The sequence below is a fragment of the Afifella sp. JA880 genome (genome assembly GCF_025379905.1).
Taxonomy (GTDB): Bacteria; Pseudomonadota; Alphaproteobacteria; order Rhizobiales; family Afifellaceae; genus Afifella; species Afifella aestuarii.
In genome coordinates this window covers 396,241-420,444 of sequence record NZ_JAOANH010000001.1, presented here as the reverse complement: position 1 = coordinate 420,444, position 24,204 = coordinate 396,241, and the positions used below count along the sequence as shown (strand labels likewise).

Below are 24,204 nucleotides of genomic sequence, written 5' to 3'. Positions count from 1 at the left end.
TCGAAGAGGTTGGGCGAGGGGTGGAGCCGAGGCGAGCATGTTCGGCGCAATTGCGGTTCCGCCTGGCGGGTGAGGCGGCACTCATCTATCTCGGCGCACCGCTCGCTATCCATTGGATGGTGATCAACTGGCACATGCCGGTCTTCGCCTTGCTGACAGCGACGCTGCCTGCGATTCTTCTGATTTTCGCGACGGATCGCTCGTTCCGTTGGCGGGATGCGTTCCGGCTGCAGTGGCAGACCGGTATCCTTCGCCGGATCCTGATTCTGTTCGTTGGCGCCGCCGCCTTTTTGACGGCTGCCACCGCCTGGTTTTTGCCGGACGGACTTTTCGGCTTGCCGCGGATCCACCCGCAGCTCTGGCTCATGATCCTCGTCTTCTATCCGCTCCTTTCGGCGCTGCCGCAGGAGCTTGTCTATCGGGTGTGGTTCTTCCATCGCTATCGTGGCCTCTTCGGGCATCACGAGGCGGTCGCCGTCGCGGCGAATGCGGCGCTCTTTGCCTTCGCCCACATCATTTTCGGCAGCGTGGTGTCGGTTGCCGGGGCCTTTCTGTTGGGGCATCTCCTGGCCCGGCGCTACGCACAAGCGCGCTCTTTCTGGCCGGTTTGGTTGGAACACGCCCTCTATGGTGACCTCGTCTTCACCATCGGTCTCGGCCGGTTCTTTTATCTGAGCGCTGGTGGATGAGACAGGGTTGCGCAGGACGAGGTCCCGGTCTAACTCACACAGTGGTGCGATTGGAAAATCCCCTCCGTCGCACCCGGATGAACCATTGACGCTGTGACTTGCGCCAATACATACCGTCTACCGGGGATGGCCCGGTCGTTATGATGAACGAGCTTCTTCTCAGCTATCTGCCCATCGTCATTTTCATTGCGCTTGCGCTGGTTATCGGGCTGGCGTTGCTGGTTTCTCCATTTATCGTTGCCCACAGTGCACCGGATCCGGAGAAGCTGTCGGCTTACGAATGCGGCTTCAACGCCTTCGATGACGCCCGTATGAAATTTGACGTGCGGTTCTACCTGGTCGCCATCTTGTTCATCATCTTCGATCTCGAAGTGGCCTTTCTCTTCCCCTGGGCTGTGGCGTTCCACACCGTCGGTTGGTTCGGCTTCTGGTCGATGATGGTGTTTCTCGCCGTGCTTACGATTGGCTTCGTCTACGAATGGAAAAAGGGAGCTCTGGAATGGGATTGACCGACGCTCGCCCACGAATCGACGACCCGCATCCTCTTGGGCGCGAAGGCTCGTCGACGCTGCCGCGCCAGGGGGATCCCTTTTTCAGCGAGATCAACAATGAGCTCGCCGACAAGGGCTGGCTCGTCACCTCGACCGACGAGCTGATCAACTGGTCGCGCACCGGCTCTTTGATGTGGATGACCTTCGGGCTCGCCTGTTGCGCCATCGAGATGATGCAGACGTCCGGCCCACGCTATGATGTGGAGCGTTTCGGTTTTGCGCCGCGCGCCTCGCCGCGCCAGTCGGACGTGATGATCGTGGCGGGCACGTTGACCAACAAAATGGCCCCGGCGCTCAGGAAGGTCTACGATCAGATGCCTGAGCCGCGCTACGTCATCTCCATGGGCTCATGCGCCAATGGCGGCGGCTACTACCATTATTCCTATTCCGTGGTGCGGGGCTGCGACCGCGTCGTTCCGGTCGACATCTACGTGCCTGGTTGTCCGCCGACGGCGGAAGCGCTTCTGTACGGCGTGCTGCTTCTGCAGAAGAAGATCCGCCGCACTGGCACGATTGAGCGGTGAGCGAGACCATGGCCGACACTGAAAGCCTGGCGGATATCGCCTCTCACATTGCCGGACATCTCGGCGACCGAGTGGAAGATTCCGTCATCGCCTATGGCGAATTGACGATCACCGTCGACCCTGTCGACATCGTTCAGACCCTGCGCTTCCTGCGCGACGACGCCCGGCTGCAGTTCGTCTGTTTCATCGACGTTTGCGGCGTCGATTATCCTGCGCGCCGGCGCCGCTTCGACGTCGTCTATCATCTCTTGAGCCCGCGCCAGAATGCGCGCATCCGCGTAAAAGTGCAGGCGGACGAGAATACAGCTGTGCCGTCTGTGACCGACGTGTTCCCGGGAGCGGATTGGTTTGAGCGCGAGGCTTACGACCTTTACGGCATTCTCTTCTCGGGCCATCCGGACCTTCGCCGCATCCTGACGGATTACGGCTTCCGGGGGCATCCGTTGCGCAAAGATTTCCCTCTGACGGGTTTCGTCGAGGTTCGCTACGACAACGAGCAGGCGCGCGTCGTCTATGAGCCGGTGAAGCTCCAACAGGAATTTCGGAGTTTCGATTTTCTATCCCCGTGGGAAGGGCCGGACTACGTTCTGCCCGGGGACGAGAAGGCGAGTTGAGCGAGGTGTCCCGCGCAGCAGCAGAGCGTGTCGCTGCCGGCGGTACGAATTCTGCCCGCTGCTACAAGCGCATCCGAGCCGTATCCAGCGCCGTGTCGACAGCGGCAGGGTGGCGCGAAAATGAAGCGCGCGCGCTTGGCGATCCTCTCGTCTCGAATCGCGCCGGTGACAGCGTGCGGCCGAACGCCAGCGGCTCCATAAAGCCCGCGCCGTTGCGCTGCCGAGTCATTCATCATCTCTCTTCAGGACCGACGTATCCTCATGCCCTCTGAAGCTGATCTCCGTAATTTCAACATCAACTTTGGACCGCAACATCCTGCTGCGCATGGTGTTTTGCGTCTAGTGCTGGAATTGGACGGGGAGGTCGTCAAGCGCGTCGATCCGCATATCGGCTTGCTGCATCGCGGCACCGAGAAGCTGATCGAATACAAGACCTATCTGCAGGCGGTGCCTTATTTCGATCGCCTCGATTACGTCGCGCCGATGAACCAGGAGCATGCTTTCGCGCTGGCTACGGAGCGCCTCCTGGGACTGGAGGTTCCGAAGCGCGGCCAGATCATTCGTGTGCTTTATTCGGAGATCGGGCGGATTCTCTCCCATCTCTTGCACGTCGTGACGCACGCCCTCGACGTCGGGGCCCTGACGCCCCCGCTTTGGGGCTTCGAGGCGCGGGAAGTGCTGATGGGCTTCTATGAGCGGGCCTCGGGTGCGCGCATGCATGCGGCCTACTTCCGTCCGGGAGGCGTGCACCAGGATCTGCCGCCGCAGCTCATCGCCGATATCTACAACTATTGCGACCCGCTGTTGAAGGTGTGTGACGACCTCGAGGGGCTTCTCACCGACAACCGCATTTTTAAGCAGCGCTGTGTCGATATCGGCGTCGTGACGCTCGACGAAGCCTGGCGGCGCGGCTTTTCGGGTGTCGTGTTGAGAAGCGCTGGTGTTGCGTGGGATCTGCGGAAATCTCAGCCCTACGACGGCTACGAGGAATATGATTTCGATATACCCGTCGGTAAGAACGGCGACGTCTACGACCGGTACATCATCCACATGGACGAGATGCGTCAGGCCGTTCGCATCATGAAGCAATGTTGCGAGAAGCTGAACTCGCCCGAAGGTGCTGGCCCGGTGTCGGCCCAGGATGGCAAGGTGGTGCCGCCGAAGCGCGGACAGATGAAGCGTTCGATGGAAGCGCTCATCCATCACTTCAAGCTCTATACCGAGGGCTACCATGTGCCGGCTGGCGAGGTTTACGCCCCGGTCGAAGCCCCTAAGGGTGAGTTCGGGGTCTATCTCGTTTCCGACGGCTCCAACAAACCTTACCGCTGCAAAATTCGAGCGCCGGGCTTCGTGCATCTGGCCGGCCTCGATTCGATTTCGCGAGGCCATATGCTTGCCGATATGTCGTCCGTGCTCGGCTCCATCGATGTCGTTTTTGGAGAGGTGGATCGCTGATGGCCGTTCGTCGTCTCGCTGAACAGCAGCCCGATTCCTTTGCGTTCACGCCCGAGAATACGTCTTGGGCGGAGAAGGAGATCGCCAAATATCCCGAAGGTCGGCAGGCTTCTGCCGTCATTTCGCTCCTCTGGCGCGCCCAGGAGCAGGAGGGATGGGTGACGAAGCCGGCGATCGAGACGATCGCCCATATGCTTGCCATGCCGGAAATCCGCGTGTTGGAGGTCGCAACCTTCTACACGATGTTCCATCTCGCTCCCGTCGGCACCAAGGCGCATGTGCAGGTCTGCGGCACGACGCCGTGCATGCTGCGCGGCTCGGACGAGCTGAAGAAGGTGTGCCAGCGGCGGATCGCCGAGCACCCGCACGAAGTGTCCGCTGACGGTGCGTTTTCGTGGGAGGAGGTGGAATGCCTCGGTGCCTGCGTGAATGCGCCGATGGTGCAGATCTTCTCCGATACCTACGAGGATCTGACGCCGGAGAGTTTTGAGGCGATTCTGGATGATTTCGCTGCCGGTCGCACGCCACGTCCCGGCACCCAGGTCGATCGCCAGCATTCGGCGCCGCAATCTGGGCTGACGAGCCTCACGGAAATCGATGGCGGTTCCGAGCAGCTGTTGCGCGAGCCGCCGCGGGGTGCTCCCGCTGACGGCAAGACCCGCGAGCGGGTCGAGGGTCGCAACGGCGCCTCCGTCGCTGCCGGGAAGCCCGCCCCCGCCAACGAGGATCTTGCCGGAGGCGTTCCGGAAGAGCCGCAGCAGGCGGTTGGCCGCAACGAAGCAGCTGCAACGCCCAACGGCAAGCAGCAGAAGGCGGGGCGTCCGACCGCGACAGGACGGGCAGACGAAGAAGCTGCGCGCTCCGATGCCGGCGATACCGGGCATGAAAACCTTGCCGCGGGGCCGCACAAGGCGACGACGGATGAGCGGGTTGAGGGCGAAGCGCGCAGCGACACAGATAAGCTGCATCCCGGCCGTGACAAAGCCTGGCCTGACACTGCGCGCGGATCAGAAGCGCCTGGTGGTTCGCAATACGGTAGCGAGGCAGCGACTGCCGCGGGGCAGACGTCAGCCGACGAGCGAGCCGCAGGCGTGGGGAGGCGGCCGTCCGCGCTTGCCGAACCTGAAGACACCGACGATCTTAGTCGTCTGGAAGGGCTCGATGCGGCAGCTCAGGAAAAGCTCAATGCCGTCGGTATCTGGCAGTTCACGCAGATTGCCTCGTGGGATGAAGAGGAGGCGGCTTGGATCGGGGAGCACCTTTCGAAGCCGGGCGTCGTCCAACAGAACGATTGGATCGGTCAGGCGAAATATCTCGCCGGTAAGACGGGAAGAGGCTGATGCTTCAGGACAAAGACCGCATCTTCACGAATCTCTACGGCCTTTATGACCCTGGTCTGAAGGCGGCCCGGAAGCGCGGCCAATGGGACGGGACGAAAGACCTGATCACCAAAGGTCGTGACTGGATCATCGACGAGATGAAGAAGTCGGGTCTGCGCGGCCGTGGCGGTGCCGGCTTCCCGACGGGACTCAAATGGTCGTTCATGCCGAAGGAATCGGATGGACGTCCGCATTATCTCGTCGTCAATGCCGACGAATCGGAGCCCGGCACCTGCAAGGATCGTGAGATTATGCGTCACGATCCCCACACGCTGATCGAGGGATGTCTGATCGCCTCTTTCGCGATGGGCGCTCACACCTGCTACGTTTACGTGCGCGGCGAATATATCCGCGAGCGCGAGGCTCTGCAGCGCGCCATCGACGAGGCCTATGACGCTGGCCTCATCGGCAAGGACAATTCCTGCGGCTGGGATTTCGACATTTTCATCGCCCATGGCGCCGGCGCTTATATCTGCGGCGAAGAGACGGCGCTTCTGGAGAGCCTCGAGGGCAAGAAGGGCCAGCCGCGCCTGAAGCCCCCATTTCCGGCGAATGTGGGCCTCTATGGCTGCCCAACCACCGTCAACAACGTCGAATCGATCGCGGTTGCGCCGACGATTCTTCGGCGCGGCGGCGCATGGTTTGCCGGCATCGGCAAGGAAAACAACACCGGCACCAAGCTCTTCTGCGTTTCCGGCCACGTCAATCAGCCGTGCACGGTGGAAGAAGCGATGTCGGTGCCGTTCCGCGAGCTGATCGAGCGGCATTGCGGCGGCATTCGTGGCGGCTGGGACAATCTTCTCGCGGTCATCCCGGGTGGCTCGTCGGTCCCATGCGTGCCGGCGGATCAGATCATCGATTGCCCGATGGATTTCGATTCGCTGCGCGCTCTGAAATCAGGCCTCGGCACCGCGGCCGTCATCGTCATGGACAAGTCGACCGACATTGTTCGGGCGATCGCGCGGATCGCCTATTTCTATAAGCACGAGAGTTGCGGCCAGTGCACGCCGTGCCGTGAGGGCACGGGCTGGATGTGGCGTGTGCTCGAACGCATGGCGCGCGGCGAGGCGGAAAAGCGCGAGATCGACATGCTTCTGGAAGTGACCTACCAGGTCGAAGGCCATACCATCTGTGCGCTTGGCGATGCGGCGGCATGGCCGGTTCAGGGGCTGATTCGGCATTTCCGCCCCGAGATCGAAAAGCGCATCGACCAGTACGCGGCCAATCCGAAGACGGAGAACAGGGTCGTCCTGGAGGCGGCGGAGTAGGTTTGTTTCAGGTTACGGCAACGATGAGAGGGAGGCGCATGCAGAAGGACGATCGGCGATTCGGCGGTCTGCCCGCTGTCTCCGGCCACGCCACCCGCGAAACGTTTGTCGATCTGCAAAATCCCGAGAGCGACGGGGTAAAAGAGGCTGACGCTATTGGCGTCTCGCTTGAAATCATTCTAAACGAGCCCGGCATCGTTCATTTCCAAAAGATGGCAGATCGGGACAGGGCGGAGATCGCCTGGAAAAACGGATATATTGACCGCAAGCGCTACATGGGTTGCAGCCGCTCGCTGCCGCATGCAGCGCCTTTGATGGCCGCCGGCCGGTGAAACGGCGACAGGCGCAGGACGGATCATGGCAGATACGCGAACACTCATAGTCGACGGCACCGAAGTCGAGGTCCCCGTAACGTACACGCTTCTGCAGGCCTGCGAGGCCGCAGGTGCGGAGATCCCGCGCTTCTGTTTCCACGAGCGGCTCTCGATTGCAGGCAATTGCCGCATGTGCCTCGTGGAGCTGAAGGGGGCGCCGAAACCCGTCGCTTCCTGCGCTTATGCGGTACGTGATTGCCGCCCTGGGCCCAACGGTGAGCCGCCGCAGGTGCTGACGAAGTCGCCTTTGACGAAGAAGGCGCGCGAAGGGGTGATGGAGTTTCTGCTCATCAATCATCCGCTCGACTGCCCGATCTGCGACCAGGGCGGCGAATGCGACCTGCAGGACCAGGCGATGGCCTACGGTGTCGACACTTCTCGTTTTGAGGAAAACAAGCGGGCGGTGGAGAACAAATACATCGGTCCGCTGGTGAAGACGATCATGACGCGCTGCATCCACTGCACGCGCTGCGTCCGTTTCACGACCGAAGTCGCCGGCGTCTCCGAGCTCGGCGCCACCGGCCGCGGTGAGGACATGGAGATCACCACCTTCCTCGAGCGGGCCATGACCTCCGAGCTACAGGGCAATGTCATCGACCTTTGCCCGGTCGGAGCCCTGACCTCGCGGCCTTACGCGTTCAAGGCGCGGCCGTGGGAGCTCAACAAGACCGAATCGATCGATGTCATGGACGCGCTCGGCTCTGCCATTCGCGTCGATTCGCGTAACACCGAAGTCATGCGCATCCTGCCGCGCACCAACGAGCTTGTGAACGAGGAATGGATCTCCGACAAAACCCGCTTCGTTTTCGACGGGCTTCGGACACAGCGCCTCGATCGTCCTTATCTGCGTGAGAATGGCCGCTTGCGGGCCGCGACCTGGCAGGAGGCATTCTCTGCTATTGCTGACAAGGTGAAGGCCGCCGCGCCGGAAAAACTCGGCGCCATCGCCGGCGATCTCGCCAACGTGGAAGAAATGTTCGCGCTGAAGGAGCTGATGTCTGCGCTCGGCTCCGCGAACATCGATTGCCGGGAACCGTATTCGCCGCTGCACCCGAAGAACGGGCGAGCGAGCTACGTCTTCGGCTCCACGATCGCGGGTATCGAAGACGCCGATGCGATCCTTTTGATCGGCACCAATCCGCGTGTCGAGGCGGCGGTTCTGAATTCGCGCATTCGCAAGGTCTGGCGCGCCGGGCAGGCTGAGATCGGCCTGATCGGCGAGTCGGCGGATCTGACCTATTCCTACGCGCATCTGGGGGCCGGACCTTCCTCCCTCGATTCGCTCGTTGCCGGTGAGCTCGACTTCCTCGATGTTCTGAAAAAGGCCGAGCGGCCGATGATCATCATCGGGCAGGGCGCTCTCAACCGCGCCGACGGCGCCTCGGTCCTCTCCCAGGCGGTGAAGCTTGCCGATTCGATCGGGGCCCTTGGCGAGGAATGGAACGGATTCAACGTTCTGCATACGGCGGCCGCGCGCGTCGGCGGCCTCGATCTCGGTTTCGTGCCGGGCGAGGGCTGTCTGGCGACGGCCGAGATGCTCGGGATGGAGGGAACGGCACCACTCGACGTGCTCTTCCTCCTGGGAGCCGACGAGTACAAGCTCGACACGATCCCCGACACCTTCAAAGTCTATATCGGCAGCCATGGTGATCGTGGCGCCCACGGCGCCGACGTCATTCTTCCGGGCGCGGCCTACACCGAGAAATCGGGCACCTACGTGAATACGGAAGGGCGGGCCCAGATGGCGAACCGTGCGATCTTCCCCCCGGGACAGGCCCGGGAGGATTGGTCGATCCTGAGGGCGCTCTCTGCCGTGCTCGGAAAGACGCTGCCCTTTGATTCGCTCATGGAGCTGCGCAATCGTCTTGCGGAGAGCGATCCGCGCTATCTGGCGCTCGACGAGATTGGCGATGTGGCCAAGGACGGCCTGAAGTCGCTTTCAGGCCGCGCCGGCGGAAAGCCGGGCAGCGAGCCGTTCGTCAGCTGCGTTCCGGACTTCTTCCTGACAAACCCGATCGCCCGTGCTTCGGCAGTGATGGCAGAATGTTCTGCGCTGCGGCTCGGCCCGCGCGCTGAAGCCGCGGAGTAGGCCCGATGGATACGTTTCTGCACAGCTACCTCATCCCGGGTGCGATCATCGTCGGTCAGAGCCTTCTGCTTCTGGTCGTCCTGCTCGTCGTCATTGCGTATCTGCTTTACGCCGACCGCAAGATCTGGGCGGCCGTGCAAATGCGCCGCGGTCCAAACGTCGTCGGGCCCTGGGGGCTTTTTCAGTCATTCGCCGACTTGCTGAAGTTCGTTTTGAAAGAGCCGGTGGTTCCCGCGGCATCCGACAAGACGATTTTCCTTCTGGCCCCGCTGATGTCGACGGTTCTGGCGCTCGCGGCTTGGGCGGTGATTCCGGTCGGCTCCGGATGGGTCATTTCCGACATCAATGTCGGCATCCTCTACGTCTTCGCCGTCTCCTCGCTCGAGGTTTATGGCGTGATCATGGGCGGCTGGGCGTCGAATTCGAAATACGCGTTCTTGGGATCGCTGCGCTCCGCGGCTCAGATGGTGTCCTACGAGGTCTCGATCGGCTTCATCATCATTGCTGTGCTCTTGTGCGTCGGCTCACTCAATTTCTCTGACATTGTGTTGGCTCAGACCACGGGTCTCGGCACGATGGTGGGCCTTCCGAATTCGTTCCTCGACTGGCACTGGCTTCCCTTGTTCCCCGCGTTCGTGATGTTCTTCATCTCAGGTCTGGCGGAAACCAACAGGCCGCCGTTTGACCTGCCGGAAGGTGAGTCGGAGATCGTCGCCGGGTTCATGGTCGAATATTCCTCGACCCCGTACATGCTGTTCATGCTCGGGGAATATGTGGCGATCACCGTCATCTGCGCCTTGATGACGACGCTGTTCCTCGGCGGCTGGCTTCCGCCCTTCGATTTTGCGCCGTTCACCTGGATCCCCGGGGTCGTCTGGTTCACCCTAAAACTGTGTTTCATCTTTTTCCTGGTTTCGATGGTGAAGGCGATCGTGCCGCGCTACCGCTATGACCAGTTGATGCGGCTTGGTTGGAAGGTGTTCTTGCCTCTGTCTCTCGCCTTCGTCGTGATCGTCGCGGTCGTGCTTCAGTTCACGGGCTGGGGCGGCGTTCCGATGGCCGGGTGAGGCGCGATGGATATCGCATTCATCGGCTTGGGCGTCGGGCTGGTCTTTGCCATTGCCGACTACATGTTGTTCGGCATGGTGCTTGAGCGCGCCAAGAGGCGCGGGGAGGGCGGTTTCGGCGTCACGGCGATCGATCTTGCCCGCAAGGCGCAGCTGGTTCTGTTTCCCATTCTCGGCTGGTTTCTGGGACCGCTGCTTTACAGATATTTCGGAGGTGGATGATGGCGTCTCTGCGTCAGGCGGCCGGATCCTTGTTGTTGAAGGAATTCGTCTCCGCCACCATGCTGGCCATGCGCTACTTCGTGGCGCCGAAGGCCACACTGAACTACCCGCACGAGAAGGGGGCCCTCTCGCCGCGCTTCCGTGGCGAGCACGCGTTGCGGCGTTATCCGAACGGTCAGGAACGGTGCATCGCCTGCAAGCTTTGCGAGGCGATCTGCCCGGCCCAGGCCATCACCATCGAGGCCGGTCCGCGACGCAACGATGGCACCCGGCGTACCGTCCGCTACGACATCGACATGGTGAAATGCATCTATTGCGGCTTCTGTCAGGAAGCCTGCCCGGTGGATGCCATCGTGGAGGGTCCGAACTTCGAGTTTTCCACCGAGACGCGTGAAGAACTCTACTACGATAAGGAGAGACTCCTCGAGAACGGTGACCGCTGGGAGCGTGAAATCGCTCGCAACATCGCTCTCGACGCGCCTTATCGGTAAATTGAGCCTGGCCCCGCTGGACGCTCCGGCGGGGCTTCGTTAAAGACTTTCAGCACCCGAAGCCCGGACCCATGATCCTGCAGCCGATCTTTTTCTACCTCTTCTCCGCCGTGACGATTGCCGCGGCTTTGATGGTGATCTCGTCGCGCAATCCTGTGCATTCGGTGCTCTTCCTGATCCTCGCCTTCTTCAACTCCGCTGGCCTTTTTGTGCTTCTCGGAGCCGAGTTCATCGCCATGATTCTGGTGGTGGTCTATGTGGGGGCAGTGGCTGTGCTCTTTCTCTTCGTCGTCATGATGCTCGACGTCGATTTCGTGGAGCTCCGGCAGGGCTTTCTGCAGTATCTGCCGGTCGGCGCACTGATTGGAATCATCCTGCTCGTTGAGCTGGTCGCGGTGCTTGGCGGCACCATCATCGCGCCTGAGGTCGCCCAGCAGGTGGCGCAGCCGATCCCTCCGCTTGCGGAGGCGAGCAACATCGCCGCGATCGGCGAGCTTCTCTACACCAAGTACATTTTCTTCTTCCAGACGGCCGGGCTCGTTCTGCTGGTGGCGATGATCGGGGCCATCGTCTTGACGCTTCGCCACAAGGAGGGGGTCAAGCGCCAGGATATCGGTGCTCAGGTGGGCCGCACGCGCGAAGCCGCAGTCGAGCTGGTAAAAGTCAAATCGGGGCAGGGGATATGATGATCGGTCTCGGCCAGTACCTCACGGTTGCCGCCGTGCTGTTCACGCTCGGCGTCTTTGGCATCTTCCTCAACCGCAAGAACGTGATCATCATATTGATGTCGATCGAGCTCGTTCTCCTGGCGGTCAACATCAATCTCGTCGCGTTCTCCGCGTTCCTTGGCGACCTCGTCGGCCAGATCTTCGCTCTTCTCGTCCTGACGGTCGCTGCAGCGGAGGCGGCGATCGGCCTCGCCATTCTCGTCGTCTTCTTCCGCAACCGCGGCTCGATCGCGGTCGAAGACATCAACATGATGAAGGGCTGAGCTTTGTATACGGCGATCGTTTTTCTGCCTCTGCTCGGCGCCATCCTCGCCGGCTTGATCACGATGGCAGGCGCGCAGGCGCGCCACCCTGTCGGCCAGACGTCTGAGCGCCGTTCGCTGCGTGACCGGCATGCCGAGGGCGATGATCATCATCACGCACCGGCGGCTGCGGGATCCCGGGCTGCGGAAATCATCACCTGCGCGCTGCTTATTTTATCGGCGGTCCTCTCGTGGGTCGGCTTCTTCGATGTCGCGATGGGCGAGCGTCAGGGCTTCACCGTGCCGGTGATGACCTGGGTGCAGTCGGGTGGCATGTCGGCCGATTGGACGTTGCGCATCGATTCCCTGACTGCGGTGATGCTGGTCGTGGTCACGACCGTCTCGGCCGTCGTTCACGTCTACTCGATCGGCTACATGGCGCATGACCCGCATCGGCCGCGCTTCTTCGCCTATCTCTCTTTCTTCACCTTCTCGATGCTCGCACTGGTGACGGCAGACAACCTTCTGCAGATGTTCTTCGGCTGGGAAGGTGTCGGTCTCGCCTCATATCTCCTGATCGGCTTTTGGTATCAGCGGCCTTCGGCCAATGCGGCCTCGATCAAGGCCTTCGTCGTCAACCGTGTCGGCGATTTCGGCTTCATGCTCGGCATCTTTGGCCTCTTCGTTCTCTTCGGCTCGATCAATTTCGATACGATCTTCGCCAATGCTGAGGCTCTCGCGGCCGACCAGGGCGCGACGCTGAACATGTTCGGAACCGTTTGGAGCGGCGAGACGGCGCTCACGGTCGTTTGCCTGCTGCTTTTTATGGGCGCGATGGGCAAGTCTGCTCAGGTGCCGCTGCACACATGGCTGCCGGACGCCATGGAAGGCCCGACGCCTGTCTCCGCGCTTATCCACGCGGCGACGATGGTGACTGCGGGTGTCTTCATGGTGGCCCGTCTTTCTCCGATCTTCGAGCTTTCGATTAGCGCCCTGACTGTGGTGACCTTCATCGGTGCCGTGACGGCCTTCTTCGCCGCAACCGTCGGTCTCGTGCAGAACGACATCAAACGTGTGATCGCGTATTCGACCTGCTCGCAGCTCGGCTACATGTTCGTGGCGCTTGGCGTTGGGGCCTATCCGATCGCGATCTTCCACCTCTTCACGCACGCCTTCTTCAAGGCGCTGCTCTTCCTGGGAGCCGGATCGGTCATCCATTCCGTCTCCGACGAACAGGATATGCGCAAGATGGGCGGGCTATGGCGGAAGATCCCGGTCACCTACGTCATGATGCTGGTCGGCACGCTCGCGCTCACCGGTTTTCCGATGACGGCTGGATATTTCTCCAAGGACGCCATCATCGAAGCCTCGTTCATGGGCCATAACGGGATGGCGGGCTTTGCCTTCGTCCTCCTGACGGTGGCCGCCGCCTTCACGTCGTTCTACTCCTGGCGGCTCATCTTCATGACCTTCCATGGGCGCCCGCGCGCTTCCACCGAGGTGATGAACCACGTGCATGAGAGCTCGGCTGTCATGCTGGTTCCTCTCTTCGTGCTCGCGGCTGGCGCGCTGTTCGGTGGCATCCTGTGCAGCACCGCCTTCATCGATCCGGAGCAGTCTGCAGAATTCTGGAAGGGCGCGCTTTACACGGCTCAAGACAACCACATCATCGAAGATATCCACCATGTCCCGGGCTGGGTGAAACTGGCCCCGTTCGTGGCCATGGTGGGTGGCTTCCTCGTCGCGCTCTTCTTTTACATCGTGCGTCCGGAGACGCCGAAGTCGCTGGCGCGGCAGATGGGCAGCCTCTACCGTTTCCTTCTCAACAAGTGGTATTTCGACGAACTCTACAACGCGATGTTCGTGCGTCCGGCATTCGCCTTCGGCCGCTTCCTGTGGCATCGCGGCGATGAGGGGACGATCGACAGGCTGGGACCTGACGGGATCTCAGCGCGTGTCGTGGACATCACCGGGCGCGTTGTCCGGCTCCAATCCGGCTATCTCTATCACTATGCCTTCGTCATGCTGATCGGTGTCGCTTTGCTCGTCACCTGGATGATGTTTGCAGGATGACGGTGCGAAAATGCTGAACTGGCCCATCCTTTCGACGATAACGTTCCTGCCGCTGGTCGGCGCCGGGATCATTTTCTTCTTCATTCACGGTGACGAAGAGGTGCATCGGCGCAATATGCGCCATGTCGCTCTCGGCGTGACCGTCGTGACCTTCCTTGTCTCGCTGCTTCTGTGGATCGGTTTTGATCCACAGAACCCGGGCTTCCAGTTCGTCGAAAATGCGGATTGGCTCGGCGGCTTCATGAGCTACCGGATGGGCGTCGACGGCATCTCGATGCTGTTCGTCATCCTGACGACGTTTTTGATGCCGCTCTGCATCCTGGCGAGCTGGGAATCCGTGCAGAACCGCGTCAAAGAATACATGATCGCGTTTCTCGTCCTTGAAACGCTGATGATCGGCGTGTTCTGCGCGCTCGATCTCGTTCTCTTCTATGTGTTCTTCGAGGGCGGCCTCATTCCGATGTTCCTGATCATCGGTGTGTGGGGTGGCCCGAGGCGCGTCTATTCCGCCTTCAAGTTCTTCCTCTACACGCTGCTCGGCTCGGTTTTGATGATGCTGGCCTTGATGGCGATGTACTGGGATGCAGGCACGACCTCCATTCCGGAGCTCCTCAATCATCAGTTCCCGGAAAGCATGCAGTTCTGGCTGTGGCTCGCGTTCTTCGCCTCGTTTGCGGTGAAGATGCCGATGTGGCCGGTGCACACCTGGCTGCCGGATGCGCATGTGGAGGCCCCGACCGCGGGGTCGGTCATCCTGGCCGGCATCCTTCTGAAAATGGGCGGCTACGGATTCCTGCGCTTCTCGCTGCCGATGTTTCCGCTGGCGAGCGCGGACTTCGCGCCTTTCGTTTATACGCTGTCCGTCATCGCCATCATCTACACCTCCCTCGTCGCTCTGGCGCAGGAGGACATGAAGAAGCTGATCGCCTATTCGTCCGTCGCGCATATGGGCTTCGTGACGATGGGTATCTTCACGGTGACGGCACAGGGCGTGCAGGGCGGCATCTTCCAGATGCTCTCGCACGGTCTCGTCTCGGGCGCTCTCTTCCTGTGCGTCGGCGTGATTTACGACCGCCTGCACACGCGCAAGATCGACGCCTATGGCGGTCTGGTAAACCGCATGCCCTGGTATGCCTTCGCCTTCCTTCTTTTCACCATGGCCAATATCGGTCTTCCCGGTACGTCGGGCTTCGTCGGCGAATTCCTCACTATGCTCGGAGCGTTCCGAGTGAACACCTGGGTCGCCCTGTTTGCGGCATCAGGCGTGATCTTCTCGGCCTGCTATGCGCTGTGGCTTTATCGCCGCGTCGTGCTCGGCCAGCTGGAGAAGGAAAGCCTCAAGGCGATGCTCGATCTCTCTCGGCGGGAAAAGCTCATATTGGTGCCATTGATGTTGCTCGTTCTCTTCTTCGGCGTTTATCCGCAGCCGGTGATGACCGTCACCGCGGCTTCCGTCGACAATCTCGTGGCCCAGGTGGAGGCCGCCCGCGAGGGCGCCACATCCGCCGCAATGCTCGGCCGCTAGGAGGTCTCCGTGCCGGAAGTCATCATGATGCCGACCCTGACACCGCTTCTGGCGGAACTGGTTCTCGCTCTCGGAGCCCTGGGGCTCTTGATGTTTGGTGTGTTCGCCGGTGAGCGTTCCGCGCCGACCGTGACGGGCATTTCGATCGGGCTCCTGGGCCTTGCCGTGCTTCTCGTCTTGTTTGCGGGCGGCGACGGCACGACCTTCAACGGAGCCTACATTCAGGACAGCTTTGCCCGGTTCATGAAGGTCTTGACGCTGATCGCGTCCGGCTTCGCGATTGCCATGTCGGTCGGCTATGCGCGCCTCGCTGGCTTTCAGCGCTTCGAGTACCCGATCCTCATCGTGCTCGCGACGCTCGGCATGCTCCTGATGATCTCGGCCAACGACCTGATCAGTCTGTATCTGGGTCTCGAGCTGCAGTCGCTGGCGATTTATGTGCTCGCCGCCATCCATCGCGATTCCATTCGCTCGACGGAAGCCGGCCTCAAATATTTCGTCCTGGGTGCGCTGTCGTCGGGCATGCTCCTGTACGGCTCGTCGCTCGTTTACGGCTTTACCGGCCACACGAATTTCATCGAGATCGCCAACGTCCTCGCCGATGGGCGCTCGACCGGCCTCGTGATCGGCCTCGTCTTCGTCATGGCTGGCCTTGCTTTCAAGATTTCAGCGGTGCCGTTCCATATGTGGACGCCGGACGTCTATGAAGGCGCGCCGACGCCGGTCACCGCCTTCCTGGCGGCCGCTCCGAAGCTTGCCGCGATGGCCCTCACGATCCGCGTCGTGACGGAAGCGTTCGCTCCTATCTCGATGGACTGGCAGCAGATCGTCGCCTTCGTCTCGATCGCCTCGATGGCGCTCGGGGCGTTCGCCGCGATAGGCCAGCGCAACATCAAGAGGCTGATGGCCTATTCCTCGATCGGCCATATGGGCTACGCGCTTGTGGGGCTTGCTGCTGGAAGCGAGCTCGGGGTGCAGTCGGTGATCGTCTATCTCGTCATCTACGTTCCGATGACGCTGGGTGCGTTTGCCTGCATTCTCGCGATGCGTCGGCAGGAGCACATGGTAGAGGACATCGAGTCTTTGGCGGGGCTTTCGCGTACCCAGCCGCTGACGGCCTTCATGCTGGGGGCGATCATGTTCTCGCTCGCGGGCATCCCGCCGCTCGCCGGCTTCTTCGCCAAGTATTACGTCTTCCTGGCAGCAATCGAGGCCAACCTCTATTGGCTCGCGGTCATCGGCGTCGTGACCAGCGTCGTTGGTGCCTTCTACTATCTCAGGATCGTCAAGCTCATGTACTTCGACGAGGCGGAAGCGAGCTTCGAGCGGATGCCTGGCGAGTTGAAGGCGGTCCTCGTCCTCTCCGGTGCCTTTGTGGTTGCGTTCCTGGTGTTTGCCTCCCCGATCATCAACGCGGCTGGGACTGCGGCAGCAAGCCTCTTTTAGGGATGGGGTTCACCCTAGGCGCCAAGGCTCGTGCCGCAGGCTTCAGGCTTCTGGCGCTTCCCTCTGTCGGGTCCACCAACTCTGAGGCGATGCGGCTCGCGCGCGAAGGCGATGCGGGTCGCCTGTGGGTGACGACGACACATCAGACGGCCGGGCATGGACGGCGTGGGCGGGCATGGTCCACTGAGCCGGGCAATCTTGCTGCGAGCCTGCTTCTTCTCGTGCCGCGAGGCGTGAACGCGGCCAATCTGGGCTTCGTGGCTGGTCTTGCGCTTCACGATGCACTCGGGGCTTGCGCTCCGGCGCTTCGGCTTAACGTCGGTCTCGACGGGGCGGCGGATGGCAAGAACAACCGACTGACGCTCAAATGGCCGAACGATGCGCTGATCGACGGTGGTAAAGTGTCTGGTATCCTGCTCGAAGCATCGAATGTGGGCGACGGCTTTATGGCTGTGGTCATCGGGATAGGTGTCAACGTCGTTCGGACGCCGCCGGATCTGCCTTATGCCGCGACCTCGCTCGTTGACCTCGGCGTTGACGGGATCTGTGCGGAAGACGTGTTTTTGAGACTGGCCGACGCCTGGGTGGATCAGGAAAATCTATGGGCCGGAGGCCGAGGGTTTGCTTCCGTCCGTGATGCGTGGCTGAAGCGGGCCTCCGGTCTTGGCGCGCCTGTCGCCGTCAAACTGGGCGAAGAGATTATCCGCGGCACCTTCGATTCCATCGACGATGAAGGACGCCTACTCGTGCGGACAGCAAGCGGGACAATGAGAGCGGTGACCGCCGGCGAAGTTCATTTTAGCGCCGCTGCGACCGTACGGATTTGATGATGGTTCATAAGAACAAAGATAAGAGCGAAGGCCTCGTCTTCGTACCCTTGGGCGGTGCCGGCGAGATCGGCATGAATCTCGCGCTTTACGGGATCGGTCCCGCGCGCCGGCGACGCTACATCGCCGTCGACATGGGCGTGGCTTTCGGCCACGACAATCTGCCCGGGGTCGATGCCGTCCTGCCGGATATCGCTTATCTGGAGGAGCGGGCGGATCGCCTCGAGGGGATATTCATCACCCATGCGCACGAGGATCATTTCGGCGCGCTATTCGATTTCTGGCCGAAGCTGAAGGCTCCAGTCTACATGACGCCGTTCGCGGCGGGCCTTCTGGCCGCCAAGCGAGCTGGTGAAATCGGCGCGCCCGATATCCCGGTGACGGTGGTCGAGCAGGGCGCCCGGGTCTCAGCCGGCCCATTTGAGGTCGAGTACGTGCCGGTTTCCCACTCGATCCCAGAACCGAGTGCCCTGGTCATCCGCTCTGAGGCTGGCACCGTGGTCCATTCCGGCGATTGGAAGATAGATCCGACGCCGGGCCTCGGTAAGCCGATCGACGAGGTGCGCCTTGCCGAAATCGGTCGAGAGGGGGTGCGGGCGCTCGTCTGTGATTCGACCAACGCCGTGCGCGACGGCATCAGCCCGAGCGAGGCCGAGGTCGCTGCCGTTTTGAAGGAAATCATCGCCGGCGCCAGACAGCGCGTTGCGGTCACCACGTTCGCCAGCAATGTCGCGCGGCTGAAGGCGGTCGCGGAGGCGGCCCTGGCGGCAGAGCGTGAGGTGGTCGTCGTTGGACGGTCGCTCGATCGGGCCATCAATGTGGCGCGCGAGCTCGGCTATCTCGACGGGCTTCTGCCGTTCCACAATCAGGAGGCTTATGGCTACTTGCCGCGCGACAAGGTCGTTGCCCTGATGACGGGAAGCCAGGGAGAGCCGCGTGCGGCGCTGGCGCGCATTGCCGCCAACGATCATCCGGCCGTGGCGCTTTCGCCCGGCGATATGGTGATTTTTTCATCCCGGACGATTCCCGGCAATGAGCGGGCGGTCAACGGCATCATCAATGGCCTGATCGATCTCGGCGCCGAGGTGATTACCGACCGGCTCGGCCTTGTGCATGTCTCTGGGCACCCAAGGCGAGACGAGCTGCGTCGGCTCTATGAGCTTCTTCGCCCGGAATTGCTCGTGCCCGTGCACGGCGAAGCTCTGCATCTCCACGAGCAGGCGAAGCTCGGGCGCGCTGCCGGCATCCCTGAAGTTCTGGAGGTGCGCAATGGCGACCTCGCGCGTCTCGCCCCGGGTCCCGGAGAGGTCATCTCCAAGGTCGGGGGAGGGCAGATGTTCCGCGACGGACGGCTTCTGTTGGCGCCCGAACAGAGCGGTGTCGTCGAACGGCGCCGCCTGTCGTTCGCAGGCGCCGTTTTCGTCTCGCTGGTCATGAGCGAGAAGGGCGAGCCTCTCGACGACCCCCAGGTCGCGATGATCGGCCTCCCTTCATGCGACAGCGAGGGCGAGTTGCTGCAGGCCATTGTGGAGGACACGGTGGACGACACGCTCGATTCCCTTCCCAAGGCAAAGCGTCGCGACGAAGCAAGTGTCCAGGAATCGGTGCGGCGCGCTATACGCAGCGAGATCGCGGCGATCTGGGGCAAAAAGCCTTCCGTCGCCGTCACCGTCAGTTACGTCTGAGGAATACCATGCTGGGTCGGCTCAATCATATTGCTATCGCCGTCAGTGATCTTGCCGCCGCCACGGCGCTTTATCGCGACACGCTCGGAGCGGAGGTGTCTGAGCCGCAGCCCTTGCCGGAGCACGGCGTGACCGTCGTCTTTGTGGTTTTGCCGAACACCAAGGTGGAGCTTCTGGAGCCGCTCGGCGAAAACTCGCCGATTGCTGCCTTCCTCGAGCGCAGTCCTGCGGGGGGCATCCACCACATTTGCTACGAAGTCTCCGACATTCTCGCGGCCCGTGACCGCCTGAAGGCCGAGGGAAAGCGTGTCCTGGGCGATGGCGAGCCGAAGATCGGAGCTCATGGCAAGCCGGTCCTTTTCCTTCACCCCAAAGACTTCAACGGCACGCTCGTGGAGATCGAGGAGGCCTAGGACGTGTCCTGGATCAGCGCTCTTGCCGTATATTTCGTGATCTGGTGGCTGGTGCTGTTCGCCGTCCTGCCGTTCGGGGTGCGTACCCAGGAGGAGGAGGGGGAGGTGACGCTCGGCACGGAACGTGCCGCGCCGGCAGTTCCGCGCATGTGGTGGAAGCTTTTGGCGACTTCTCTGGTCGCGGCCGTCCTTTTTGGCGTCGTCTATCTCGCCATCGCCGTCTTCGGGGTGACGTTGGAAGATCTCGTGGTCTGAGGGGAGCGCGAGCTGCGCCGAGGCGCGAGAATCGCCAATAAAAAAGGCAAGGCCTCAGCCTTGCCTACTCGTTTAGTTCTTTGTTCTGTGGCCGCTTCTCGTTCGACGCGGGAGCAGCTTGATTCCGTTTCCTTCCTAGACCGGCCGCTGTTTATGCGTTGTTTCACCGCATGAGGCAGAGACGACAGTAACGAAGTGACGCAGGCTTGTCACCTAGCTTCCACAAGAAATGCGTCTTTTTTGGTCGAAGGCTGCTCAAACATGGTGCAGCCGATTGTTGGCTTGGGAAACACCGGCTGCGCGCTTGCCAAGCCGCCCCCGATACGGTTTCAGTGCGCGCGCACAATCTGACCTATGGATCGCTTCAATGCGACTGTCCCGATATTTCCTGCCCATTCTCAAAGAAGACCCCAAGGAAGCGGAGATCGTCTCCCATCGCCTGATGCTCCGCGCGGGTATGATTCGCCAGCAATCTGCTGGAATTTATTCGTGGTTGCCGCTCGGCAAGCGCGTGCTCGATAAAGTGAGCGCCATTGTCCGAGAGGAGCAGAACCGCGCAGGCGCGCTTGAAATCCTGATGCCGACGATCCAGTCGGCGGATCTTTGGATCGAAAGCGGGCGCTATAACGATTACGGACAGGAGATGCTGCGGATCCGCGACCGTCATGATCGGTCGCTGCTCTATGGTCCGACGGCGGAAGAGATGGTCACCGACATCTTCCGCAGTCATGTGCGCTCATACCGGGATCTGCCGCTCAATCTCTATCACCTGCAGTGGAAGTTCCGCGACGAGGTGCGGCCCCGCTTCGGCGTCATGCGCTCGCGGGAATTCCTGATGAAGGACGCGTATTCCTTCGACCTCGACTACGAGGGCGCCCGTGCGGCCTACAACCGGATGTTCGTCGCCTATCTGAGGACGTTCTCCCGCTTCGGCCTGCAACCCATTCCGATGCGTGCGGAAACCGGGCCGATCGGCGGCGACCTCAGCCACGAGTTTATTATTCTCGCCGACACCGGCGAAAGCGCTGTCTATTGCGACAAGGCGCTGTTGGATCTGCCGATTCCCGGTGAAGACACGGACTTTACCGCCGATCTGTCGCCAATTTTCGATGCTTGGACGGGGCCTTATGCGGCGACCGACGACATGCATGATAAAGCGGCCTTCGATGCGGTGCCGGAAGAGCGGCGGGTTTCCGCACGCGGTATCGAAATCGGCCATATTTTCTACTTCGGCACCAAGTACTCAGAACCGATGAAGGCGATGGTGACGAATCAGGACGGGGAAATGGTGCCGGTGCATATGGGCTCCTATGGCATCGGCCCGTCGCGCGTGGTCGCCGCGATCATCGAGGCGAGTCACGACGATGCCGGCATCATCTGGCCGAAGAGCGTCGCACCGTTCGATCTCGGTCTCGTCAATCTGAAGCCGGGCGACGCGGCGACGGACGAAATCGCCGAGGGGCTGACCGTGCGCCTGGAGAAGGCCGGTCTTGAGGTCCTCTACGATGACGTCGATGCGCGCGCCGGGGCCAAATTCGCGACGATGGACCTGATCGGTCTGCCGACTCAGCTCGTCGTCGGCCCGCGCGGGGCGGCCTCGGGCGAGGTCGAGGTCAAGGATCGCGCCACCGGCGCCAAAGAGACATTGTCGCTCGATGAAGCGGTCAATCGCCTCGTGCACGAAAAGGCCTGAGCTTGGTGGAAAGAGCCGCAAAGGGGGAGGCCGAGGTCGCCGGCGAATCGGCGGGCAAACGCCGCAGCGCATCGAACGCTGCGACGCGGCCTTTCTCGGCGTATGAATGGATGCTGGCGCTGCGCTATCTTCGGCCGCGGCGCAAAGAGGCTTTCATCTCCGTCATTGCGGGTTTTTCCTTTCTCGGCATTTGCTTAGGCGTCGCGACGCTCGTGATTGTCATGGCCGTGATGAACGGCTTCCGTGCCGAGCTTCTCGACAAGATCCTCGGGATCAACGGCCATCTCATTCTGCAGCCGATCGATACGCCTTTGACCGACTACGATGCGGTCGCCAAGCGCATAACGGCGGTGCCAGGCGTGCGCGCGGCCATTCCGTTGGTGGAGGGCCAGGCCCTCGCCTCGGGTGCAACGAGTGGCGGCTCGGGTGTCCTGGTGCGGGGCATCCGAGGAGCCGACCTCGAAAAAGTCCCCGGCATCGCCGGCAACATTCAAGACGGCGGCGGGATTGCCGACTTCGACACGGCGGGAGGTGTGGCCGTCGGCAGCCGGCTTGCCCAGTCTCTCGGCCTCTTCGTGGGCGACAACATCACCCTGGTCAGTCCGCGCGGTGCCGTCACGCCCATGGGCGTCTCGCCACGCGTCAAAGCCTATCCGATCGTCGCGATCTTCGAGATCGGCATGTCGGAATACGATTCGACCTTCGTCTTCATGCCACTCGAAGAGGCGCAGGCCTATTTCAACAAGGGCGAGGAAGTCGGGGCGATCGAGGTCTATCTCGACAATCCCGACGATGTTGAGGCGATGCGTGGAAAGGTCGAAGAGGCCGCCGGTCGGCCGATCTATTCGTCCGATTGGCGACAGCGCAACGTCACGTTCTTCTCCGCGCTTGAGGTCGAGCGCAACGTGATGTTCATCATCCTGACGCTGATCGTCCTCGTCGCGGCCCTCAACATCATCTCCGGTCTGATCATGCTGGTGAAGGACAAGGGACACGACATCGCCATCCTGCGGACGATGGGGGCGACACGCGGGGCGATTTTGCGGGTCTTCTTCATCACAGGAGCAAGCATCGGTGTCGTTGGCACGCTCGTCGGCGTGGCGCTCGGGGCCCTCGTCTGCGCCAACATCGAAAGCCTGCGCGAATTCGTGACCTGGATCACGCGCACCGAAGTGTTCTCGCCTGAGCTTTATTATCTGAGCCGTCTGCCCGCCGATATGGACGTGGGAGAGACGATGTCGATCATGGTGATGGCGATCATTCTTTCCTTCCTCGCGACGCTCTATCCGGCTTGGCGCGCCGCCAAGCTCGATCCTGTTGAGGCATTGCGCTACGAATGAGCGACACGGCAGACATCCCCGCGCTCAGCCTTGAGAAGGTCGTGCGCGTCTATCAGAGCGGCAGCGGAGACCTCCCGATCCTGCAAGGGGCGGATCTCACCCTTTTTCCGGGTGAGCTCGTGGCGCTCGTCGCTCCCTCGGGCGCCGGCAAGTCGACGCTTCTGCATATGGCCGGACTTCTCGAAAAGCCGGATGACGGGCAGGTCTGGGTGGCCGGGGAGGCGACGGTTGGCCTCGATGACGGCGAGCGCACGGCTTTGCGACGGCGCACCATCGGCTTCGTCTACCAGTTCCACCATCTTCTGCCGGAATTCTCCGCGCTCGAGAACTGCGTCATCCCGCAAATGATCGCAGGCCTGTCCCGTCAGGAAGCGATGGAACGGGCGCGCCAGCTGCTTGCCTATTTGCGCGTCGATCATCGCGCGGATCATCGACCGGCCGAGCTTTCCGGCGGCGAACAGCAGCGGGTGGCGATCGCCCGGGCCTTCGCCAATGCGCCGCGCCTCCTTCTCGCCGACGAACCGACCGGCAATCTCGATCCGAAGACGTCGGACCATGTCTTTGATGCCTTGACCCGGCTCGTGCGTGAGACGCGCCTCGCCGGGCTGGTTGCGACACACAATCTCGCTCTGGCAAAGCGGATGGATCGCACTGTCACGCTGAGAGACGGCAAGATCGTGCCTTACGAGGGCGCCTGAGGCGGCCGGCCATCGCAAGGCGCATGGCTGAACGACGTCGTGCCGTTTCGGCAGCACGTCTTGCCGACGAGTTCAAATCCAAACGACTCTCTCCGGACATCGCCGATTGAGCGCGCATGCCACTGGGCTTTTGCGCCCTTGGCGCATCGGCAGCCTGCACATGCTCTCCTCGGGCGGCTCCTGTCACAATCGGCGCCGCGCGCCTCCGTGCGTTCAGTGTCCAAACGTTGGCCTGAGGGTCGCGACGCCTCCGCTGACGGGCGTTCTGTGCCAGTGCCCTGACTTTTCATCTGCGGAAGTTCTGCGGCTGCGAGCCTTCCGAAAGAGCAGAAGCGCACGCCGTGAAAAGCCCAACAGGCACCGGGGTTGACAGAAATCAAAAAGCAGAACAAGATGAGAACAAAGAGGGAGTATACGATGAATATGTTCGCTTCTGAGCTTCTGTCTTTCGCTGCGACCGTGGTGCTGACGGCCTCTTTATACGTTCTGAGCCTTGGGTTGTTCGCGCCCCTTTGAGGCCTTTTCCGCGCGAACGGCGGCACCGGTTCGTCGGCTG

The 24,204-nt window shown here is 61.6% G+C and carries 24 protein-coding genes; all 24 read left to right on the top strand.

The annotated features are described in order from the left end of the window. The first annotated feature begins 50 nt into the window (after positions 1-50). On the top strand, positions 51-689 hold the full coding sequence (locus tag NYQ83_RS02035) for a type II CAAX prenyl endopeptidase Rce1 family protein (RefSeq protein WP_261211942.1): 639 nt from the start codon (positions 51-53) through the stop codon (positions 687-689). A 143-nt stretch (positions 690-832) separates the two neighbouring features. Continuing rightward, on the top strand, positions 833-1,198 hold the full coding sequence (locus NYQ83_RS02030; protein ID WP_092812819.1) for an NADH-quinone oxidoreductase subunit A: 366 nt from the start codon (positions 833-835) through the stop codon (positions 1,196-1,198). Next, positions 1,189-1,764: a NuoB/complex I 20 kDa subunit family protein gene (locus tag NYQ83_RS02025; protein WP_370642296.1), complete on the top strand. Its 576-nt coding sequence runs from the start codon at positions 1,189-1,191 to the stop codon at positions 1,762-1,764. The genes NYQ83_RS02030 and NYQ83_RS02025 overlap by 10 nt, the downstream gene beginning before the upstream one ends. 8 nt (positions 1,765-1,772) lie before the next feature. After that, positions 1,773-2,378, top strand: a complete 606-nt coding sequence (locus tag NYQ83_RS02020; protein ID WP_261211937.1) for an NADH-quinone oxidoreductase subunit C — start codon at positions 1,773-1,775, stop codon at positions 2,376-2,378. A 261-nt stretch (positions 2,379-2,639) separates the two neighbouring features. Further along, positions 2,640-3,833: an NADH-quinone oxidoreductase subunit D gene (locus NYQ83_RS02015; protein ID WP_128293934.1), complete on the top strand. Its 1,194-nt coding sequence runs from the start codon at positions 2,640-2,642 to the stop codon at positions 3,831-3,833. Beyond that, the gene (gene nuoE, locus NYQ83_RS02010; protein WP_261211935.1) at positions 3,833-5,173 is read left to right on the top strand and encodes an NADH-quinone oxidoreductase subunit NuoE; all 1,341 of its coding nucleotides are present in this window, start codon (positions 3,833-3,835) and stop codon (positions 5,171-5,173) included. The genes NYQ83_RS02015 and nuoE overlap by 1 nt, the downstream gene beginning before the upstream one ends. Beyond that, on the top strand, positions 5,173-6,480 hold the full coding sequence (nuoF, locus tag NYQ83_RS02005; RefSeq protein ID WP_261211933.1) for an NADH-quinone oxidoreductase subunit NuoF: 1,308 nt from the start codon (positions 5,173-5,175) through the stop codon (positions 6,478-6,480). The genes nuoE and nuoF overlap by 1 nt, the downstream gene beginning before the upstream one ends. A 38-nt stretch (positions 6,481-6,518) precedes the next feature. Beyond that, complete coding sequence (locus NYQ83_RS02000) at positions 6,519-6,812, top strand: hypothetical protein (RefSeq protein ID WP_128293937.1); 294 nt, start codon at positions 6,519-6,521, stop codon at positions 6,810-6,812. Positions 6,813-6,837: 25 nt separating this feature from the next. After that, the gene (nuoG, locus tag NYQ83_RS01995; protein ID WP_261211922.1) at positions 6,838-8,943 is read left to right on the top strand and encodes an NADH-quinone oxidoreductase subunit NuoG; all 2,106 of its coding nucleotides are present in this window, start codon (positions 6,838-6,840) and stop codon (positions 8,941-8,943) included. A 5-nt stretch (positions 8,944-8,948) separates the two neighbouring features. After that, complete coding sequence (gene nuoH, locus NYQ83_RS01990) at positions 8,949-10,010, top strand: NADH-quinone oxidoreductase subunit NuoH (RefSeq protein ID WP_128293939.1); 1,062 nt, start codon at positions 8,949-8,951, stop codon at positions 10,008-10,010. 6 nt (positions 10,011-10,016) lie between these two features. Further along, on the top strand, positions 10,017-10,232 hold the full coding sequence (locus NYQ83_RS01985; protein WP_128293940.1) for a hypothetical protein: 216 nt from the start codon (positions 10,017-10,019) through the stop codon (positions 10,230-10,232). Further along, on the top strand, positions 10,232-10,723 hold the full coding sequence (gene nuoI, locus NYQ83_RS01980) for an NADH-quinone oxidoreductase subunit NuoI (RefSeq protein ID WP_092812619.1): 492 nt from the start codon (positions 10,232-10,234) through the stop codon (positions 10,721-10,723). The genes NYQ83_RS01985 and nuoI overlap by 1 nt, the downstream gene beginning before the upstream one ends. 71 nt (positions 10,724-10,794) lie before the next feature. Beyond that, positions 10,795-11,409, top strand: a complete 615-nt coding sequence (locus NYQ83_RS01975; protein WP_261211921.1) for an NADH-quinone oxidoreductase subunit J — start codon at positions 10,795-10,797, stop codon at positions 11,407-11,409. Then, a complete protein-coding gene (gene nuoK, locus NYQ83_RS01970; RefSeq protein ID WP_092812613.1) occupies positions 11,406-11,714 on the top strand; it encodes an NADH-quinone oxidoreductase subunit NuoK in 309 nt (102 codons plus the stop codon). The genes NYQ83_RS01975 and nuoK overlap by 4 nt, the downstream gene beginning before the upstream one ends. A 3-nt stretch (positions 11,715-11,717) precedes the next feature. Continuing rightward, positions 11,718-13,766 carry an NADH-quinone oxidoreductase subunit L gene (nuoL, locus tag NYQ83_RS01965; protein WP_261211918.1) on the top strand — a complete coding sequence of 683 codons (2,049 nt, stop codon included), beginning with the start codon at positions 11,718-11,720 and terminating at the stop codon, positions 13,764-13,766. A 10-nt stretch (positions 13,767-13,776) separates the two neighbouring features. Continuing rightward, complete coding sequence (locus NYQ83_RS01960; protein WP_261211916.1) at positions 13,777-15,291, top strand: NADH-quinone oxidoreductase subunit M; 1,515 nt, start codon at positions 13,777-13,779, stop codon at positions 15,289-15,291. Between the two features lie 24 nt (positions 15,292-15,315). Then, on the top strand, positions 15,316-16,737 hold the full coding sequence (nuoN, locus tag NYQ83_RS01955; RefSeq protein WP_128294313.1) for an NADH-quinone oxidoreductase subunit NuoN: 1,422 nt from the start codon (positions 15,316-15,318) through the stop codon (positions 16,735-16,737). Between the two features lie 2 nt (positions 16,738-16,739). Further along, the gene (locus NYQ83_RS01950) at positions 16,740-17,564 is read left to right on the top strand and encodes a biotin--[acetyl-CoA-carboxylase] ligase (protein WP_128293944.1); all 825 of its coding nucleotides are present in this window, start codon (positions 16,740-16,742) and stop codon (positions 17,562-17,564) included. A 2-nt stretch (positions 17,565-17,566) separates the two neighbouring features. Further along, positions 17,567-19,249, top strand: a complete 1,683-nt coding sequence (locus NYQ83_RS01945) for a ribonuclease J (RefSeq protein ID WP_261211912.1) — start codon at positions 17,567-17,569, stop codon at positions 19,247-19,249. Positions 19,250-19,257: 8 nt separating this feature from the next. Beyond that, on the top strand, positions 19,258-19,662 hold the full coding sequence (gene mce / locus NYQ83_RS01940) for a methylmalonyl-CoA epimerase (protein ID WP_092812602.1): 405 nt from the start codon (positions 19,258-19,260) through the stop codon (positions 19,660-19,662). A gap of 3 nt (positions 19,663-19,665) precedes the next feature. Next, positions 19,666-19,917: a DUF1467 family protein gene (locus NYQ83_RS01935; RefSeq protein ID WP_128293946.1), complete on the top strand. Its 252-nt coding sequence runs from the start codon at positions 19,666-19,668 to the stop codon at positions 19,915-19,917. 367 nt (positions 19,918-20,284) lie between these two features. Next, the gene (gene proS / locus NYQ83_RS01930) at positions 20,285-21,610 is read left to right on the top strand and encodes a proline--tRNA ligase (protein ID WP_261211900.1); all 1,326 of its coding nucleotides are present in this window, start codon (positions 20,285-20,287) and stop codon (positions 21,608-21,610) included. 110 nt (positions 21,611-21,720) lie between these two features. Continuing rightward, positions 21,721-22,950, top strand: a complete 1,230-nt coding sequence (locus NYQ83_RS01925) for a lipoprotein-releasing ABC transporter permease subunit (protein WP_234629317.1) — start codon at positions 21,721-21,723, stop codon at positions 22,948-22,950. Next, positions 22,947-23,648, top strand: a complete 702-nt coding sequence (locus NYQ83_RS01920) for an ABC transporter ATP-binding protein (protein ID WP_234627852.1) — start codon at positions 22,947-22,949, stop codon at positions 23,646-23,648. Before NYQ83_RS01925 ends, NYQ83_RS01920 begins: the two co-directional genes overlap by 4 nt. Positions 23,649-24,204: the final 556 nt, after the last annotated feature.

Bases quoted from the DNA above. Each gene is read 5' to 3' on its own strand.
- NYQ83_RS02030 (WP_092812819.1), top strand. From the start codon at position 833: ATGAACGAGCTTCTTCTCAGCTATCTGCCCATCGTCATTTTCATTGCG.
- NYQ83_RS02025 (WP_370642296.1), top strand. From the start codon at position 1,189: ATGGGATTGACCGACGCTCGCCCACGAATCGACGACCCGCATCCTCTT.
- NYQ83_RS02020 (WP_261211937.1), top strand. From the start codon at position 1,773: ATGGCCGACACTGAAAGCCTGGCGGATATCGCCTCTCACATTGCCGGA.
- NYQ83_RS02015 (WP_128293934.1), top strand. From the start codon at position 2,640: ATGCCCTCTGAAGCTGATCTCCGTAATTTCAACATCAACTTTGGACCG.
- nuoE (WP_261211935.1), top strand. From the start codon at position 3,833: ATGGCCGTTCGTCGTCTCGCTGAACAGCAGCCCGATTCCTTTGCGTTC.
- nuoF (WP_261211933.1), top strand. From the start codon at position 5,173: ATGCTTCAGGACAAAGACCGCATCTTCACGAATCTCTACGGCCTTTAT.
- NYQ83_RS02000 (WP_128293937.1), top strand. From the start codon at position 6,519: ATGCAGAAGGACGATCGGCGATTCGGCGGTCTGCCCGCTGTCTCCGGC.
- nuoG (WP_261211922.1), top strand. From the start codon at position 6,838: ATGGCAGATACGCGAACACTCATAGTCGACGGCACCGAAGTCGAGGTC.
- nuoH (WP_128293939.1), top strand. From the start codon at position 8,949: ATGGATACGTTTCTGCACAGCTACCTCATCCCGGGTGCGATCATCGTC.
- NYQ83_RS01985 (WP_128293940.1), top strand. From the start codon at position 10,017: ATGGATATCGCATTCATCGGCTTGGGCGTCGGGCTGGTCTTTGCCATT.
- nuoI (WP_092812619.1), top strand. From the start codon at position 10,232: ATGGCGTCTCTGCGTCAGGCGGCCGGATCCTTGTTGTTGAAGGAATTC.
- NYQ83_RS01975 (WP_261211921.1), top strand. From the start codon at position 10,795: ATGATCCTGCAGCCGATCTTTTTCTACCTCTTCTCCGCCGTGACGATT.
- nuoK (WP_092812613.1), top strand. From the start codon at position 11,406: ATGATGATCGGTCTCGGCCAGTACCTCACGGTTGCCGCCGTGCTGTTC.
- NYQ83_RS01960 (WP_261211916.1), top strand. From the start codon at position 13,777: ATGCTGAACTGGCCCATCCTTTCGACGATAACGTTCCTGCCGCTGGTC.
- nuoN (WP_128294313.1), top strand. From the start codon at position 15,316: ATGATGCCGACCCTGACACCGCTTCTGGCGGAACTGGTTCTCGCTCTC.
- NYQ83_RS01950 (WP_128293944.1), top strand. From the start codon at position 16,740: ATGGGGTTCACCCTAGGCGCCAAGGCTCGTGCCGCAGGCTTCAGGCTT.
- NYQ83_RS01945 (WP_261211912.1), top strand. From the start codon at position 17,567: ATGGTTCATAAGAACAAAGATAAGAGCGAAGGCCTCGTCTTCGTACCC.
- mce (WP_092812602.1), top strand. From the start codon at position 19,258: ATGCTGGGTCGGCTCAATCATATTGCTATCGCCGTCAGTGATCTTGCC.
- proS (WP_261211900.1), top strand. From the start codon at position 20,285: ATGCGACTGTCCCGATATTTCCTGCCCATTCTCAAAGAAGACCCCAAG.
- NYQ83_RS01925 (WP_234629317.1), top strand. From the start codon at position 21,721: ATGCTGGCGCTGCGCTATCTTCGGCCGCGGCGCAAAGAGGCTTTCATC.
- NYQ83_RS01920 (WP_234627852.1), top strand. From the start codon at position 22,947: ATGAGCGACACGGCAGACATCCCCGCGCTCAGCCTTGAGAAGGTCGTG.